The organism is Streptomyces sp. NBC_00414 (assembly GCF_036038375.1).
In the GTDB taxonomy this organism is placed as follows: Bacteria; Actinomycetota; Actinomycetes; order Streptomycetales; family Streptomycetaceae; genus Streptomyces.
Window position 1 is genome coordinate 5,571,124 of record NZ_CP107935.1, and the last position, 15,906, is coordinate 5,587,029.

General features: G+C 71.5%; 16 protein-coding genes. 10 read left to right on the plus strand and 6 right to left on the minus strand.

Translation table 11 applies throughout. The features are described from left to right. The first annotated feature begins 31 nt into the window (after positions 1-31). Positions 32-169, plus strand: coding sequence for a hypothetical protein (locus OHS59_RS24180; RefSeq protein WP_328495496.1), 138 nt, complete (start codon positions 32-34; stop codon positions 167-169). 1 nt (position 170) lies between these two features. Next, positions 171-506: a hypothetical protein gene (locus OHS59_RS24185; RefSeq protein WP_328495497.1), complete on the plus strand. Its 336-nt coding sequence runs from the start codon at positions 171-173 to the stop codon at positions 504-506. Between the two features lie 157 nt (positions 507-663). On the opposite strand, the gene OHS59_RS24190 is transcribed toward OHS59_RS24185, so the two are convergent. Beyond that, positions 664-1,077, minus strand: coding sequence for a pyridoxamine 5'-phosphate oxidase family protein (locus OHS59_RS24190; RefSeq protein WP_328495498.1), 414 nt, complete (start codon positions 1,075-1,077; stop codon positions 664-666). 240 nt (positions 1,078-1,317) lie between these two features. On the opposite strand from OHS59_RS24190, the gene clpB reads away from it, so the two are divergent. Both clpB and OHS59_RS24200 read left to right on the plus strand, forming a co-directional pair. Continuing rightward, positions 1,318-3,963, plus strand: a complete 2,646-nt coding sequence (gene clpB / locus OHS59_RS24195) for an ATP-dependent chaperone ClpB (protein ID WP_328495499.1) — start codon at positions 1,318-1,320, stop codon at positions 3,961-3,963. Positions 3,964-4,053: 90 nt separating this feature from the next. After that, positions 4,054-4,581: a YbjN domain-containing protein gene (locus OHS59_RS24200; RefSeq protein ID WP_328495500.1), complete on the plus strand. Its 528-nt coding sequence runs from the start codon at positions 4,054-4,056 to the stop codon at positions 4,579-4,581. Between the two features lie 18 nt (positions 4,582-4,599). Here the strand turns inward: OHS59_RS24200 and OHS59_RS24205 are convergent, their stop codons facing one another. From OHS59_RS24205 to OHS59_RS24225, 5 genes are all read right to left on the minus strand, one after another. Next, the gene (locus OHS59_RS24205; protein WP_443061488.1) at positions 4,600-5,793 is read right to left on the minus strand and encodes a hypothetical protein; all 1,194 of its coding nucleotides are present in this window, start codon (positions 5,791-5,793) and stop codon (positions 4,600-4,602) included. A 158-nt stretch (positions 5,794-5,951) separates the two neighbouring features. Further along, positions 5,952-7,172 (minus strand): pyridoxal phosphate-dependent aminotransferase, encoded by a 1,221-nt coding sequence (locus OHS59_RS24210; RefSeq protein ID WP_328495501.1) that lies wholly within the window; start codon positions 7,170-7,172, stop codon positions 5,952-5,954. A gap of 75 nt (positions 7,173-7,247) precedes the next feature. Next, complete coding sequence (locus tag OHS59_RS24215) at positions 7,248-7,916, minus strand: NADPH-dependent F420 reductase (protein WP_443061489.1); 669 nt, start codon at positions 7,914-7,916, stop codon at positions 7,248-7,250. Positions 7,917-7,989: 73 nt separating this feature from the next. Then, complete coding sequence (locus OHS59_RS24220; protein ID WP_328495502.1) at positions 7,990-8,925, minus strand: SDR family oxidoreductase; 936 nt, start codon at positions 8,923-8,925, stop codon at positions 7,990-7,992. Between the two features lie 53 nt (positions 8,926-8,978). Further along, the gene (locus OHS59_RS24225; protein ID WP_328495503.1) at positions 8,979-9,611 is read right to left on the minus strand and encodes an NADPH-dependent F420 reductase; all 633 of its coding nucleotides are present in this window, start codon (positions 9,609-9,611) and stop codon (positions 8,979-8,981) included. 233 nt (positions 9,612-9,844) lie between these two features. On the opposite strand from OHS59_RS24225, the gene OHS59_RS24230 reads away from it, so the two are divergent. From OHS59_RS24230 to OHS59_RS24255, 6 genes are all read left to right on the plus strand, one after another. Next, positions 9,845-10,744, plus strand: coding sequence for a LysR family transcriptional regulator (locus OHS59_RS24230; protein WP_328495504.1), 900 nt, complete (start codon positions 9,845-9,847; stop codon positions 10,742-10,744). A gap of 288 nt (positions 10,745-11,032) precedes the next feature. Then, complete coding sequence (locus tag OHS59_RS24235; protein ID WP_328495505.1) at positions 11,033-11,302, plus strand: hypothetical protein; 270 nt, start codon at positions 11,033-11,035, stop codon at positions 11,300-11,302. Between the two features lie 377 nt (positions 11,303-11,679). Continuing rightward, positions 11,680-12,198, plus strand: coding sequence for a DUF2617 family protein (locus OHS59_RS24240; protein WP_328495506.1), 519 nt, complete (start codon positions 11,680-11,682; stop codon positions 12,196-12,198). A gap of 133 nt (positions 12,199-12,331) precedes the next feature. Then, the gene (locus tag OHS59_RS24245) at positions 12,332-13,945 is read left to right on the plus strand and encodes a polyamine aminopropyltransferase (protein ID WP_328495507.1); all 1,614 of its coding nucleotides are present in this window, start codon (positions 12,332-12,334) and stop codon (positions 13,943-13,945) included. 101 nt (positions 13,946-14,046) lie between these two features. Next, positions 14,047-14,856 (plus strand): SRPBCC family protein, encoded by an 810-nt coding sequence (locus tag OHS59_RS24250; protein WP_328495508.1) that lies wholly within the window; start codon positions 14,047-14,049, stop codon positions 14,854-14,856. 249 nt (positions 14,857-15,105) lie between these two features. Next, positions 15,106-15,897 carry an aldose epimerase family protein gene (locus OHS59_RS24255; RefSeq protein ID WP_328495509.1) on the plus strand — a complete coding sequence of 264 codons (792 nt, stop codon included), beginning with the start codon at positions 15,106-15,108 and terminating at the stop codon, positions 15,895-15,897. Positions 15,898-15,906: the final 9 nt, after the last annotated feature.

A 15,906-nucleotide genomic window follows, 5' to 3' on the forward strand; every position in this document is an offset into this window, starting at 1 on the left:
CGCCTTCTCCGCCGTCGTGGCATTCGGAGCATTGAGCGACGCTTCTATCGCGAAGGGTGACGACCGGGCCGACAGTCACTGGCCGGCGGCGGCGATCGACCCGCAGGCCGCGGGCATGCCGGACTCCCACTGGCCGGCCCCGCCGGTGGACGACGGTTCCGGGGGCTGACATGACGACTCCTCCCGACGACCGATCCTTCCGCCGAGAGATGGCCACGGCCTACCGCTCGGGCTGGCACTTCATCGACCTGGCCACCGCCATCCCCCACAGCGGTGACTCGTTGATGGTGACCGTCTTCGGAGAGCCGGTCGTGGTGACCCGGGACGACGATGACGACGTGCGGGCATACCGCTGTCTGCGACGGCCTCGGGGGGCGCCGCAGCCGGTACGGTGCGCCATTCGGTACGGAATGATCTTTGTGAACCTCGATCAGCGCGACCATCGGCTGGACGAGCCGGCAGCCCCGGACGTACGAACCATCGCAGCCACCCCCCGCAGTGCCTGACGCGATTCCCCCGTCGTTGTAAATCGCTCAGGCGCTTCCCCCAGCAGCGGCGTCACCGTGACCTGAACACGGTGACGCCGCTGCAGTTTTCAGGCATGTTCCAGCAGGCATGTTTCAGGCTGCGCCCGCCGTTCCGCAAGGGTTGAAACCGGCCGAGTCAGTAGTTGCCCATGCCCGACGTCAGGGCGATCTCGATGACCACCCGGGCCGGATTGGGCGACGGCGTCCTGCTGTAGCGCTCGGCGTAGCGGCGCACCGCCTCCGCGACCCGTTCGGGATCCCCGGACACCGTCGCGCGCCCTTCCAGCGTCGCCCACCGGCGCCCGTCCACCTGGCAGACGGCGACCGGCATCCCGTCGGGTCCGGCGGCCACCACGTTGCGCACCTTCCTGCTGGCCTTGTTGGCGATGACCCGCGCCAGACCGGCCTCGGGATCGTATGTAACGCCGACCGGCACCACATGAGGGGTGCCGTCGGGACGGAGGGTGCTCAGGGTGCACACGTGACGTTCCCGCCAGAAGGTGAGGTAGGAGTCGTCGGGATCAAGGGGGTTCACGGGGTGCGAGGCCATGGTCCGGAACCTAACCCCCGTACCGGTGGCATACGTGCCCGCCCCTCCGGTACCCGGAACCCGGCCGGACGTCTCCCCCAACCCCCTTGAGTGGAATAGACTCAACTTTGTGTACGTTGGTCGGGTCAGCCAGTACCGCCGGCCGACACCGGTGCGGCACGCCGGAGTACGGGCGCGAGCACAGGCACGAGTACGGGTACGAGTGAGTACGAGCGTGAGTACGAGGAGGAGAACGCGAACGTGGACGCCGAGCTGACCAACAGGAGCCGGGACGCGATCAACGCGGCCAGCAGTCGGGCCGTGTCCGAGGGCCACCCGGACCTGACCCCCGCGCACCTGCTGCTCGCGCTGCTGGCCGGGCAGGAGAACGAGAACATCACCGATCTGCTGGCCGCGGTCGAGGCCGACCAGGCCGCCGTACGGGCCGGTGCCGAGCGCGTCCTGAGCGCGCTGCCCAGCGTGACCGGTTCCACCGTCGCCCCGCCGCAGCCCAACCGCGAGCTGCTCGCCGTCATCGCCGACGCGTCGGAGCGGGCCAAGGAGCTCGGGGACGAGTACCTCTCCACCGAGCACATGCTCATCGCGATCGCGGCCAAGGGCGGCCAGGTCGGCGACATACTCTCCCAGCAGGGGGCCAGCGCCAAGAAGCTGCTGGACGCGTTCGAGAAGAGCAGGGGAGGGCGCCGGGTGACCACCCCGGATCCCGAGGGCCAGTACAAGGCACTCGAAAAGTTCGGTACCGACTTCACCGCCGCGGCGCGTGAGGGCAAGCTCGACCCGGTCATCGGCCGCGACCAGGAGATCCGTCGCGTCGTCCAGGTCCTGTCCCGGCGCACCAAGAACAACCCCGTCCTCATCGGGGAGCCCGGCGTCGGCAAGACCGCCGTGGTGGAAGGCCTCGCCCAGCGGATCGTCAAGGGCGACGTGCCCGAGTCCCTCAAGAACAAGCGGCTCGTCTCGCTCGACCTGGGCGCGATGGTGGCCGGGGCCAAGTACCGCGGTGAGTTCGAGGAACGCCTGAAGACCGTGCTCGCGGAGATCAAGGACTCCGACGGGCAGATCATCACCTTCATCGACGAACTGCACACCGTCGTGGGCGCGGGCGCGGGCGGTGATTCGGCCATGGACGCCGGAAACATGCTGAAGCCCATGCTCGCCCGCGGCGAGCTGCGCATGGTCGGCGCCACCACCCTCGACGAGTACCGCGAGCGCATCGAGAAGGACCCGGCGCTGGAGCGGCGCTTCCAGCAGGTGCTGGTCGCCGAGCCGTCCGTCGAGGACACCATCGCCATCCTGCGCGGACTCAAGGGACGGTACGAGGCACACCACAAGGTCGTGATCGCGGACAGCGCGCTCGTCGCCGCCGCGACCCTCTCCGACCGGTACATCACCTCCCGCTTCCTGCCCGACAAGGCCATCGACCTCGTCGACGAGTCCGCGTCCCGGCTGCGCATGGAGATCGACTCCTCACCCGTCGAGATCGACGAGCTCCAGCGCGTCGTCGACCGGCTGCGCATGGAGGAGCTGGCGCTCGACAAGGAGACCGACGCGGCCTCCAAGCAGCGTCTTGAGAAGCTGCGCCGCGACCTCGCCGACAAGGAGGAGGAGCTGCGCGGTCTCACCGCCCGCTGGGAGAAGGAGAAGCAGTCCCTCAACCGGGTCGGTGAGCTGAAGGAGAAGCTCGACGAACTGCGCGGCCAGGCCGAGCGGGCCCAGCGCGACGGCGACTTCGACACCGCCTCCAAGCTGCTCTACGGCGAGATCCCCACCCTGGAGAGGGACCTGGAGGAGGCCTCCGAGGCCGAGGTGGAGGCCGCCAAGGGCACGATGGTGAAGGAGGAGGTCGGCCCGGACGACATCGCGGACGTGGTCGGCGCCTGGACCGGCATCCCCGCGGGCCGCCTCCTGGAGGGCGAGACGCAGAAGCTCCTGCGCATGGAGGAGGAGCTGGGCCGCCGTCTGATCGGCCAGAACGAGGCCGTGCAGGCCGTGTCGGACGCCGTGCGCCGGACCCGCGCGGGCATCTCCGACCCGGACCGCCCGACCGGCTCGTTCCTCTTCCTCGGCCCGACCGGCGTCGGCAAGACCGAGCTGGCCAAGGCTCTCGCGGACTTCCTCTTCGACGACGAGCGGGCCATGATCCGCATCGACATGTCGGAGTACGGCGAGAAGCACAGCGTGGCCCGTCTGCTGGGCGCGCCTCCCGGCTACATCGGCTACGAGGAGGGCGGCCAGCTCACCGAGGCGGTCCGTCGGCGCCCGTACAGCGTCGTGCTCCTGGACGAGGTGGAGAAGGCCCACCCGGAGGTCTTCGACGTCCTGCTCCAGGTCCTGGACGACGGCCGTCTCACCGACGGCCAGGGCCGGACCGTCGACTTCCGCAACACCATCCTGGTCCTCACCTCGAACCTGGGCAGCCAGTACCTGGTCGAACCGCTGACGAGCGAGCAGGAGAAGAAGGAACAGGTTTTGGAGGTGGTGAGGGCCTCGTTCAAGCCGGAGTTCCTCAACCGGCTCGACGACCTGGTGGTCTTCTCGGCGCTGAACAAGACGGAACTGGAGCGCATCGCCAGGCTCCAGGTCGGCCGCCTCTCGAAGCGGCTCGCCGAGCGCCGGCTCACCCTGGAGATCACCGACGAGGCCCTGGCCTGGCTCGCGGACGAGGGCAACGACCCGGCGTACGGGGCCCGCCCCCTGCGCCGACTCGTCCAGACCTCCATCGGCGACCGGCTCGCCAAGGAGATCCTCTCCGGCGAGGTCAAGGACGGCGACACGGTCCGTGTGGACGTCTTCGGCGACGGCCTGATCGTCGGGCCCGCGACGGGACCCGTGACGGTCGCGGCGGAGGGCCCGGCGAGCGGTCCGGCGCCGGGCAAAACGCTCTGAGCGGAATTCCGTCACCGGCGGGGGCGGGGGTTGCGGGCCCCCGCCCCGGATGGGAGAGGATGGCGGAATCCGTACGAAGGGAAAATCACGGTGAGCATCGACCCGTCCTCGATTCCGAACTTCGGGGGCCAGCCAGAGCCGAACCCCGGCGGACCGGCGGGCCCCGTCGTCCCGGATCAGGACCTTGTGAAGCAGCTCCTGGACCAGATGGAGCTGAAGTATGTCGTCGACGACGAGGGTGACCTCGCGGCGCCGTGGGAGCAGTTCCGTACGTACTTCATGTTCCGTGGTGAGGACGACCAGCAGGTCTTCTCGGTGCGGACGTTCTACGACCGGCCGCACCAGATCGACGAGAAGCACCAGCTGCTCGAATCGATCGACGACTGGAACCGGCGCACGCTGTGGCCCAAGGTCTACAGCCACACGCACGACGACGGCACCGTCCGCCTGATCGGCGAGGCGCAGATGCTCATCGGCACGGGCGTCAGCCTGGAGCACTTCGTGTCGTCGACGGTCAGCTGGGTGCGGGCCGCCATCGAGTTCGACAAGTGGCTCGTCGAGCAGCTCGGCCTGGAGCAGGAGATCGACGAGGCCGAGAAGCCCGAAGAGGACGAGTAGTCCGCACAGCGGCTGTCGTCACAGCGGCTTGTGGGCGAGTACGACCAGATACGCCCCGTATGCGAACGAGAGCCCGGCCAGGGCGCCGACCACCAGGGTCGCGTGCCAGGGCCGGGCTTTTGCCGTCCGCACCAGCGCGCACGCCAGCGGCAGCAGCAGCGGGAACGCCGGCAGCAGGAACCGCGGCTTGCACTCGAAGAATCCGGCGCCGCCGGCCGCCACGAACAGCAGCACGCCCGTGTAGGCCAGCAGCGGCACGGGAGCGCGGTCCGCGAGCAGCAGCCCGTACAGCAGCAGCGCCGCCGCCACGATCACCATCGACATCGGGAAGACGAGCAGGTCGCCCTCCAGCAGCAGATGCCGGACGAAGCGCAGCGAGCCGAGGCCGAAGTCGAAGCGCGAGCCCCACAGCCGCTGCACCTCGAAGTACCCGCCGAGCGGATCACCCTGCCGCCGCCCCACCCACAGCACGTACGCGACCCAGCCGAGCGGGGCGAGCGCCGCGCCCGTCCACAGCCTGTGGGTAACTTTTCCGCGCCGCCTCCAGAACTCGTACGCCGCCGCCGCGAGGACCGCCGCGGCCACCGCGAACCCGTTCGGCCGGGCCAGCCCCGCGCCCACCGCGAGGGCGCCCGCCCACACCCACCGGTCGGTGAGGACGGCGTACAGCGACCAGGCGGCGAAGGCGGTGAGGACCGGCTCCGTGTACGCCATCGACAGCACGACGGAGTGCGGCAGCAGGCCCCACAGGAGGACGAGGGCGGTGGCGACCGCCCGGTCGTGCAGCCGAGCCCCGATCGCGTAGATCCCGCAGGCGGCGACCCCGGCGGCCGTCCACGACACCAGCAGGCCCGCCGCCGGGCCGCTGAGCGGGGTCAGCTCGGTGACGGCCCGCAGCAGCCCCGGATAGAGCGGGAAGAACGCCAGATCGCTGTGGACGACATCGGGATGGAAGCGCAGGCTCCGCCCGTAGCCGTTCCCGGCGATCCGCAGATACCAGATGGAGTCCCAGGACCGCCCGAGCAGCAGGACCGGATGGTCGCCGACCGCCCGGGCGGTCATGGCCACGGCCGCGGCGCCCAGCAGCCGGGCGGCCATGAACAGCCCGAGGGCCGTGCCCATCGTGGCGGCCGGGACCTGGCGACGCCGTGCCGGGCGCTCGGCGGCGGGCGGCGTGACGGTGGGGGGCGCGAGGGTACGTGCGAGGGTCACATCAGAACATTGAAGGCAATCCATGCCATTTGCGAGCAACGCGCGGCCGAGCGGGTCCGGTTCACCCCGTTTTTCCACAGGTACGGCGCGCCGCCGTGACAGCCCGGCACCTCACCCGCCCCACCCGCCTCACCCACCCCACCGGGGCCGGACCCGCCTCACGCGGCGAGCGTCTTGAGCCGGCTCACCGCTTCCTCCAGGACCGATGTCCGCTTGCAGAACGCGAAGCGGACGAAGGGCGCCCCGGCGTCCCGGTGGTCGTAGAAGACCGCGTTCGGGATCGCGACGACACCGGCCCGCTCGGGCAGGGCCCGGCAGAACGCGAAACCGTCGCTCTCGCCCAGCGGCCGGATGTCGGTGGTGACGAAGTACGTCCCGGCCGGCCGGAACACCGCGAAACCCGCCTCCGCGAGCCCCGCGCTCAGCAGGTCCCGCTTGGCCAGCATGTCCGCGCGGAACGCGTCGAAGTACGTGTCGGGCAGCGCCAGCGCCTCGGCGACCGCGTACTGGAAGGGCCCGGAGGACACGTACGTGAGGAACTGCTTCGCGGAACGCACCGCCGTCACCAGATCGGGTGAGGCGGTCACCCAGCCGACCTTCCAGCCGGTGAACGAGAAGGTCTTGCCCGCGCTCCCGATGGTGATCGTGCGCCCGCGCATCCCGGGCAGCGTCGCGAGCGGGATGTGCTCGGCCGCGCCGAAGACCAGGTGCTCGTACACCTCGTCCGTGACCACCAGCAGATCCCGCTCGACGGCCAGCTCGGCGATCGCGGTGAGCTCCGCGCGGGTGAGGACCGTGCCGGTCGGGTTGTGCGGGGTGTTGATCAGCAGCAGCCGGGTGTTGTCCGTGACCGCGTCCCGCAGCTCGTCCAGGTCCAGCCGGAACCGCCGCCGCACGGCGCCGTCGCCCCCGGTCTCCTCGTGAGGCCGCAGGGTGACCGGCACGCGCGTACCGCCCGCCATCGCGATGCAGGCCGCGTACGAGTCGTAGTACGGCTCCAGGGCGATCACCTCGTCGCCGGGCTCCAGCAGGGCGAGCAGGGTGGCCGCGATGGCCTCCGTGGCGCCCGCCGTGACCAGCACCTCGGTCGCGGGGTCGTACGTCAGCCCGTACCGGCGCTCCTGGTGCGCGGCGATCGCCGTACGCAGCTCCGGGACGCCCGGCCCCGGCGGGTACTGGTTGCCGCGGCCGTCGCGCAGCGCCCGCACGGCCGCCTCCCTGACCTCCTCGGGGCCGTCGGTGTCGGGGAAGCCCTGGCCGAGGTTGATCGAGCCGGTACTCAGGGCCAGGGCCGACATCTCGGCGAAGATCGTGGTGCCGAACTCGGCGAGCCGGCGGTTGAGGAGGGGGCGGCGTGCACTGGAGGTCATGACGGCCATCCTGCGCTCAACCGCGGGAGTAGCTCAACTCACGCTCACGGCCGGGCCCGCCGGCTCGCGGTCACCGGCTCGCGGTCACCGCGTCGCGGCGGCCAGTGCCGCGCGGATGGCTTCCTCGTCGGCCGGCCGGCCCTTCTCGTCCGAGTACGGCCCGTACGGCGTCCCCCACACCGGCGTGCCCGTCGCCTGCCGCCGGCCGTCGGCCAGCGGGCCCGCGTCCACGACGCCGTACCCGAGGGATCCGATGAACTCGGTCACCGCCGCCTTCGCCTGCGCGGAGTCCCCGGCGATCGGCAGGTACGAGCGGCCGGGCGCCCCCGCCGGGCGGGCGAGCGACAGCAGGTGCTTGAAGAAGATGTTGTTGAACGCCTTCACGACCGTGGCGCCCGGGAGGTACCGCAGCAGCAGTTCGCTCGATGTGAGCGACTCGCTGTCGAGCTCGGGGATGTGCCCGTCACGCTCGGGGCCGTAGTTGCACGTGTCGATGACCGTCTTCCCGGCCAGTGGCCCGGCCGGCAGGTCGGGGAACGCCTTGACCGGCACCGTGACCACGACGATGTCACCGGCCGCCGCGGCCCCCTCGCTCGTCGCCGCGGACGCCCGCGGCCCCAGTTCCGCGACCGTGTCCGCGAGCGTTCCGGGACCGCGCGAGTTGCTGAGCACGACCTGGTGCCCGGCCTCGACGGCGAGCCGCGCGACGGTACTGCCGATGTTTCCGCTTCCGATGAATCCCACAGTCGCCATGTTCCGCGGCGTCCTTTCAGAAGAGCCGGACCCTTGTGGTTCGCCGGACCCGTCGAGATTCGGGTCCCTGCCGTCAGCCGGCGGGGAAGTAATGGCCGTTGTCCAGATCGGCGAGCAGGCCGGGCCGAGTGGGTTCCCAGCCGAGGGTCCGGCGGGTGATGAGATTGGACGCCGGGTAATTCTGCGTGACCATGTTCGCGAGGAATCCGAAATATCCCGGCACCATGAGCACGTCCGCGGGAACACTCACGACGGGCAGGCCCAGACGGCTGCCGATGGCCTCGGCGATCTCACGGAGCGGAACGGCCCCGTCGCCGACCGCGTGCCAATAGGTGCCGGCGGGTCCTTTCTCCAGCGCCAGGCGGAACAAGGAGGCGGCGTCGCGGGCGTGCACGGCGTTCCACAGGTTCGCGCCGTCTCCGGGGTAGCCGACGAAGCCCTTCTCCTTCGCGAGCGCTATCAGCTGCACCAGGAAGCCGGCCCGATCGGTCGTGCTGTGCGCGATGTTGGCGATCCGCACGACCGAGGACCGCACCCCCCGCTCGGCGAGGCCGATCACGGCGCTCTCCACGACGTTGCGAACCCGCAGGGTGCCCTTGTGCTCGTCGCCGCCGGGAAGGGCCGGGTCCTCCTCGGTGACCGGCCGGCCCAGGTTGCCCGGCGAGCCGATGCTCCCCGCCGCGACCAGCGGCTTTCTGGTCCCCTCCAGCGCCTCGCCGTACGCGAGCATGATCGGCAGCTCCGCGGCGGCCACGGCGTCGATCCCGCCGGACGGAAGCAGGTCCTGCCGGTGCGCCACGTGGACGACGCCGTCGGAATCCGCGGCCGCCTCCTTGAGCCCGTCGAGATCCTCCAGGTCACCGCGACGCACCTTCGCGCCGAGCGCGGACACCGCCGCCGCGGCCGCGTCCGACCGGGCCAGACCGGTGACCTCGTGCCCGGCGGCGACGAGCTCGGGAATGATGTACGAACCGGAATGGCCGGTCCCGCCAGTGACGAAAACGCGCACGCTGCTGCTCCTTGTGAACGATGTGACGCGAGAAGTGGTGGGGGCGGGTGCGCTCAGCCGGGAACGCTGACGCCGAGGGAGAAGTCGGTGTGCTTGATGGAATGGGCGACGAGGCCCAGCATCAACAGGCCGGCGCTCTCCAGCGTCCGCGCCATCGGCAGCGGCCCGGTGTCCAGCGGGCGCAGTCCCAGGCTCTCGGCGAACGCCGACACGCGTGCCTTCGCCTGCGGGTCGTCACCGGCGATGAACACGTCCAACGGGCGGCCCTCGACCGGGCCGGCGGCCAGCACATTGGAGAACAGCGTGTTGAACGCCTTCACGACATGCGTGCCGACGGGGGCGGCCTCGGCGATCTCCTGTGCGCCGGAACTGCCGTCGGGGGTCACAAGGCCCGTGAGATCGGGGGACACGGGGTTGGTGACGTCGATGATGATCTTGCCGCGCAGTGCGTCCCCGTACTCGCCGACCACCGCCAACGCGCCGGAGTACGGCACGGCGAGGACGACGATGTCCCCGGCCGGGGCGGCGCCGGCCGTCCCGGCGGTGGCGCCGCCGAGCGCGGCGGCCACTTCCTTCGTTCCGGCCGGGTCGCGGCCGATGATCTCGACGGCGTTGCCGCCGGCGAGTGCCCGGCCGGCCAGAGTGCGGGCCATGTTGCCCACGCCGATGATGCTGATGCTGCTCATTGGTTGCCTGCCTCGATGCATGAAACGTAAATTCTGATTCAGGGCCCCGCCGTCAAGTCCGGCTTCCGATTCCCGAGGTGGAATCTTGTTCTGAATTCCGCCCCGAATTCTTGTGCCGAATTCGCTCCGGCCCCATCGGGTACCTATTGAGCCTGTCATTTACCTGAGTGGGCGTCCAAGACCTCTTTTGGTCCCGGTGATACCCTGAAGGCATCACCGGGCCGGGAGGTTCCATGGATCTGGACCTGCGCAAACTGCGCTACTTCCTCGCCGTCGCCGAAAAGCTGCACTTCGGCCGCGCCGCCGAAGAGCTGCATATCGCGCAGCCGGTGCTCAGCCGGCAGATCCGCGCGCTGGAACAGGATCTCGGCGCCCCGCTGTTCACCAGGGACCGCCACGGCGTGGTGCTGACCGACGCGGGCCGGCAGTTGCTGGCCGACGCCGGTCCGCTGCTCGCCTCCGCGGGCGCGGTCCGCCGCCGGGTGACCGTGGCCGCCCGCGGCAGCCGGCGGCTGGCGGTCGGCTTCCGGACCGGTATCCCGGTAATCCCGGCGGCCCAGGCGTTCGAGGCCAGGCATCCGGACGTGGTCGTGGACGTACAGCGGATCGAATGGGACGACCAGGCCCCGATGCTGCTCGACGGCCGCATCGACGTCGGCTATGTGCGGCTGCCCATCGACGAGGCCGGCCTGCGCGTGACCCCGCTCTACACCGAGCCGCTCATGGTGGTGCTGCCCGCGGGCCACCGGCTGGCCGGCAAGGAGGAGGTCACCGAGGCCGACCTGGCCGGTGAACCGCTGGTCTGGCATGCCGGCCCGAGCACCCACCCCACCAGGCGCCCGCACCCCGACTCCGGGCTCCGGGTGCGCGGCGTGGAGGAGAAGCTCGAGCACGTCGCGGCCGGCCGGGGCATCTCGTTCGTGGGGCGTTCGTCGACGGTGTTCCACTCACGTCCGGACATCAGCTACGTACCCGTCCCGGAACTCGCGCCCGACCAGGTGTGCCTCGCGACGGCGGCATCGCGCACCTCGCCGCTGGTCGACGACTTCGTCACCGCGGCCCGGGCGACGGCCGAGATCACGGCGGAGTGCGGGAACCACGAGGCTCATGCGGCGGGCCGCGCAGAGATGTAGGCAGCTGACGGTCGAGCCGGTCCGACCCGCGCTTCTGTGCGGGCCGGGGGCCGTTGCCCGCGGAGAAGGCTCTGAAGTTGCTCAACTCTGCTTTGGCCCGCGAGGCCAGAGGGCATCCCCCTCCCACGCAAGGAGCACACGCCGGAAGTCACCCGGGTGTGCGGCGCGAAGCACAGCAATAACCACAGCAGGGATCACGGCAGGAAACAGGCAGCAGCCGACAGCAGACAAGACGAGAAGCAGAGCCCACGGGGGGCCGCTTCGGGGGAACGGAAGGAGGGTGGCGCCATGGTCATCGGCATCATCCTGGCGTTGTTCGTCGTGGGGTTCGTGGTGGTCGTGGTCGCGCGGATCGCATCCGCCGGCCGGGGGCGCGGTCGGGGCAGGGCGCGTCCGCGCCGCAACAGCGACAGCTGGTGGGCGAGCGGCGGAGCGGTCGGCGGAGGTGACAGCGGCTCGTCGGGTCACCACTCCTCGTGTGGCGGGGGTTCGTCCTGCGGCGGCGGTTCGTCCTGCGGGGGCGGTGGCGGAGGGGGCGGCTGCGGCGGAGGCAGCTGACACGGGGCAGCTGAGCTCCGGGCGACAGCCGAGTTCCGGGCGGGGTGACCGCGTCCGGACCGTCCGGTTCCGAGGAGCGCCCGCCGGGAGTCATCTCCCGGCGGGCGCTTCGTCGTTGAGGGGGCGTGAGGGCGTACGTGTGAGCTAAGGGCGCAATTTCTGATTGAACAGTTGAGCTGTGGAGCCCTCGGGGGGATGGAAACCCCACGAAGTTGGGTAAAAACGCTATGACGGACGCGCTGTTCATGATTCCCTCGTATCGCCGACGCAGACCCCGGAACATTCTTCTGACCTGGCCGACCGGGCCCGGATCACCGCCCGGCGCCGACCGGGGTGCGACGGACCGACCCCACCCTTGCGTGCAGCGGAGCCGACCCATGCTCACGACCCTCAACACCGCCTACACCGACACGCGCGCGGCCGACCTCGCCTGGGCCCTCGGACGCGAACCGCTGCCCGCGCTCGCCACACTCGACATCGAACTCTCCGGGGCGAAGCTCCAGTTGAGACTGCTCGGCGCGTCCCACCAGGTGCTCCTGGAGGAGGAGCGGGGCAGCTGTTCGGAGACCGTCGCCTGTATCGCCGGCAGCAGCACACCGTTGCCGCTCGGCGTCGCCAAGCGGGTGGGCGACTGGGAGTACGAGTTCGCCGCGCGCGTGGAGACGCTGTCGCGCGGATCATTCGCGGGCCGCGCCCAGGAGTTGCTCGCCCTCGTCGCCGACCATCCGAACGGACTGGCGGGGGTCTTCCCCGGCAGCCCCCACGCCTTCACCGCGATGCTCGCGCAGCGGCACGAGGGTCAAGTCCACTGGCGCACCTGGCACGCCTACCCCCAGGAGGGCCAACTCGTCGCCACCCGCACGAAGGTGGGGGTACGGGTACCGGCTCCCCTCTAGACCCGGTCGCCTCCGGGGTCGCCGTCCGCCCGGCGGTGGGCGTCCCCGAAACGGCCGAAGTATGCACAGGTGACGGGATTTACACACGTGTGGGTGACAGGACGCAGTGAACCGGTGACGTAGCGTTCCCTGGGTGATCGAGCCGCACGCGCCCGCCCCGCCCGGTACGGCCCCGCCGCCCCGCCGCGGCGCGGGCCAGGCGCGTCTGCCGGTCAGGCCGGCCACCGGGCGGTTCCTCGTCCTCACCGGCGTGTTCGTCTGCGCGGCCTGCGGACTCGTGTACGAACTGGAACTGGTGGCCCTCGCCTCGTACTTGATCGGCGACTCCATCACCCAGGCCTCCGTCGTCCTGTCCGTGATGGTCTTCGCGATGGGCATCGGCTCGCTCCTCGCCAAACGGCTGCGCTGTCGCGCCGCGGCCGGCTTCGGCGCCGTGGAGGCCCTGCTCGCCCTGGTCGGCGGCTGCAGCGCGATGGCCCTGTACGCCGTCTTCGCCTGGACCGGTGACTGGGGCGGCGCCTGGGCCGACGGCTCCAGTTATCTGCTTGTCGCCTTCTCCCTCGCCATCGGCCTGCTCATCGGCGCCGAGGTGCCGCTGCTGATGGAGCTGATCCAGCGCGTGCGCCGGCAGGACGCGGGCGGCGCGGTCGCCGACCTGTTCGCCGCGGACTACGTGGGCGCCCTGGCCGGCGGACTCGCCTTCCCCTTCCTGCTCCTGCCCCTGCTCGGCCAGCTGACCGCGACCCTGATCACCGGGACGGTCAACGCGATCGCGGGCGGCGCGCTCGTCCTGGGCCTGTTCCGGCAGGACCTGACCCGGCGCGGCTGCTGGCTGCTGGTCGTCGCCAACCTCCTCGTCCTCGCACTGCTCGCCTCGGCCGCCGTCCTCGTCGACGACTTCGAGCGGTCCGCGCGGCACGCCATGTACGGCAGGGACGTACGGGTGGCGATGCACACCGACGTCCAGGACGTCGTCCTCACCGGCGGCACGGACGGCCGCCGTCTCGACCTCTACCTCGACGGGCGGCTGAGGGTCAGCGGCAGCGACGAGCGCCGCTACCACGAAGCCCTCGTCCACCCCGCGATGAACGGCCCCCACGCGCGCGTGCTCGTCCTCGGCGGCGGCGACGGGCTCGCCGTGCGCGAGGTGCTGCGGCACCGGGGCGTACGGCATGTCGACGTCGTCGAACTCGACACCGAGTTCGTGGAGTTGGCGCGCACGGATCCTGCGCTGTCCACGCTGAACGGCCACGCGTACGGGGATCCGCGGGTGCGGGTCGTCGCCGCGGACGCGTTCGGGTGGCTGCGGCAGGCCCCGCGGGACGCGTACGACGTGGTGGTCTCCGATCTGCCCGACCCCGAGAACACGTCCAGTACGAAGCTGTACTCGCTGGAGTTCTACGGGCTGGCCCGTGCGGTGCTCAGCGACGGAGGGCGGCTCGTCGTGCACGCCGGGCCCGTGGGGGCACGGCCGCGGGCCTTCTGGACCGTCGACGCGACGGTACGGGCGGCCGGGCTGCGGACCGTGCCGTACTCCGTCGGCGGCCGGGACTCCGAGGTGACGGACGGGTCGCGGGTCCCGCACGACTGGGGGTACGTGCTCGCTTCGCGCACGCGACCGCGCCTCGGGACGGCGGCGGGGGCGCCGGGCGTGCCGTCCCTCCAGGCGGGCGTCCGCGCCGCGGAGCGCACCCGGCTCGGCGGCCTCCCGCCCTCCACACTGGTGCACCCGAGATACGCCGACTGAGTCCGTCCGGGCGTCCATCTGCGCGTCCGTCCGCGGTGGATCCGGGGGAATCCCCGCATGTACGGGTGCGGTACGGGTGGTGCTGGGTAGGCTCGGCCGACATGGAGCATGAGGTGTTCGTTCCGGTTCCCGTCGAGCGTCTGCGCGAGGCGCTCGCCGATCCCGCGCGGGTGGCCCGGGCGCTGCCCGGTCTCCAGCAGGACGCGGGGACGGCGCCCGTCTCCGGCCGCCTGAAAGTACGTTTCGGCGGGCACTCCATCACGTACCGCGGCACGCTCGGTGTCTCTCCGCGGGACGACGGCTCGTACTCCGTCGAGGCGGACGCCACGGAGGCCAGGGGTACGGGCTCGGTGAAGCTCGCGCTCACGCTGGCCCTCCGCCCGGCCGAGGGGGGCTCGACCCTCACCTTCACCGGTACGGCTTCTGCCGACGGCCGGGTCACCGATCTGCCGGCGGACGAGGTGGCGTCGGCGACGACCCGCCTGCTGAACCGCTTCGCGGAGCACTTGGCGACGGAGCCGTCGTCGCCGGATCCGGCTCCGGCTCCGGATACGGGACCGTCGTCGCCGGAAGAGACGCTCGCCGAGTCCGCGCCCGACCCCGACTCCGAGCCGGTGGAGGAGTCTCCCTCCTCGCACGTGCCGTTCGCGGAGGGCGACTTCGCCGGCGGTTTCGAGGACGACGGGACTTCGCCGCCGGGGGCACCGGCCGAGGCGGCGCACGCGCGGCGCACGATGATCGGCCGCAGCGCGGAGGAGGTCGACCATGCGCCGCCTCGGGGCCGGTACGCGCCCGTGCCGGCGCCCGAGTCCGCGGGCGGCAGCGCGGCCCTTCGCTGGGCCGCGCCCGCGGCGGCCTTCGCCCTGGCCTCGGCGATCGTGGTGGGCCGGGCCCTCCGCAAACGCCGCTGACCGCCGGCGCGGGGCCGGGGCGCCTTGGTCCGCGGGCGCGCTGTGGGTGAGTGCGCCGTTCCCCGCGCCCCTTAAGGGGGGCAGCCCCCGGCGGCCCGCAGGAGACGGACGCGTGGACGCCGTCTTTTGGGGGCGCGGGGAACTGCGCGGCCGGCAGGGACGGTCTGGGGGCGTGCTGCGTGGGGGCCTCGCGGCTCTGAAGGCGGGGTGCGGCCCGGTGCGCGGGCCGCACCCCGTAGGGTCTCCCGCGTGAGTAACGAAGACATCACGCTGACCGCCGGCGACGCGCAAGCGACCGTGCAGCCGGGCAACGGCGGACGAATCGGCGGACTGACAGTCGGCGGCGTCGAACTGCTGCGCCAGGGCCCCAAGTTCGGCTGCTTCCCCATGGTCCCGTGGTGCGGTCGCACCAGGGACGGCCGCTTCCTGAACGGCGCCACCCCCCACCAGCTCCCCCTCAACTCCCCACCGCACGCCATCCACGGCACCGCCCGCGACGGAGCCTGGCGCACGGCCCGTACGAGCGCCGACGAGGCCGTCATCACGTACGACCTCGTCGACCCCTGGCCGTACGCGGGCCGCGTCACCCAGGTCGTCAAGCTGACCGAGGACTCCCTGACGCTCACCATGTCGGTGGAGACGTACGGCGATTCGTTCCCGGCGCAGATCGGGTGGCATCCCTGGTTCAACCGCGACCTCGGTGGGGAGGAAGGCGTGCGCGTCGACTTCAGCGCCGCCTGGCAGGAGGAGCGCGGCGACGACCACCTGCCGACCGGCCGCCGGATCGACCCGCGGCCGAGCCCCTGGGACGACTGCTTCGGGATGCCCGACGGCGTCGACGTCACCCTCACCTGGCCCGGCCGGCTGGAGCTGAACGTGGCCAGCCGCGAGCAGTGGGTCGTCGTGTACGACGAGCAGGAGGCCGCGGTGTGCGTGGAGCCGCAGACCGGGCCGCCCAACGGCCTCAACACCCTGCCCCGCCTGGTCACCCCCATCGAGCCCCTCGAAGCCGCGACCACCTGGACCTGGCGCCGCCTCTAAGCTGACCCG

Excerpts from the sequence above, each read along its gene's own strand:
- OHS59_RS24185 (WP_328495497.1), top strand. The coding sequence starts at position 171 with ATGACGACTCCTCCCGACGACCGATCCTTCCGCCGAGAGATGGCCACG.
- OHS59_RS24190 (WP_328495498.1), bottom strand. The coding sequence starts at position 1,077 with ATGGCCTCGCACCCCGTGAACCCCCTTGATCCCGACGACTCCTACCTC.
- OHS59_RS24210 (WP_328495501.1), bottom strand. The coding sequence starts at position 7,172 with ATGGCCGTCATGACCTCCAGTGCACGCCGCCCCCTCCTCAACCGCCGG.
- OHS59_RS24215 (WP_443061489.1), bottom strand. The coding sequence starts at position 7,916 with ATGGCGACTGTGGGATTCATCGGAAGCGGAAACATCGGCAGTACCGTC.
- OHS59_RS24225 (WP_328495503.1), bottom strand. The coding sequence starts at position 9,611 with ATGAGCAGCATCAGCATCATCGGCGTGGGCAACATGGCCCGCACTCTG.
- OHS59_RS24230 (WP_328495504.1), top strand. The coding sequence starts at position 9,845 with ATGGATCTGGACCTGCGCAAACTGCGCTACTTCCTCGCCGTCGCCGAA.
- OHS59_RS24235 (WP_328495505.1), top strand. The coding sequence starts at position 11,033 with ATGGTCATCGGCATCATCCTGGCGTTGTTCGTCGTGGGGTTCGTGGTG.
- OHS59_RS24240 (WP_328495506.1), top strand. The coding sequence starts at position 11,680 with ATGCTCACGACCCTCAACACCGCCTACACCGACACGCGCGCGGCCGAC.
- OHS59_RS24250 (WP_328495508.1), top strand. The coding sequence starts at position 14,047 with ATGGAGCATGAGGTGTTCGTTCCGGTTCCCGTCGAGCGTCTGCGCGAG.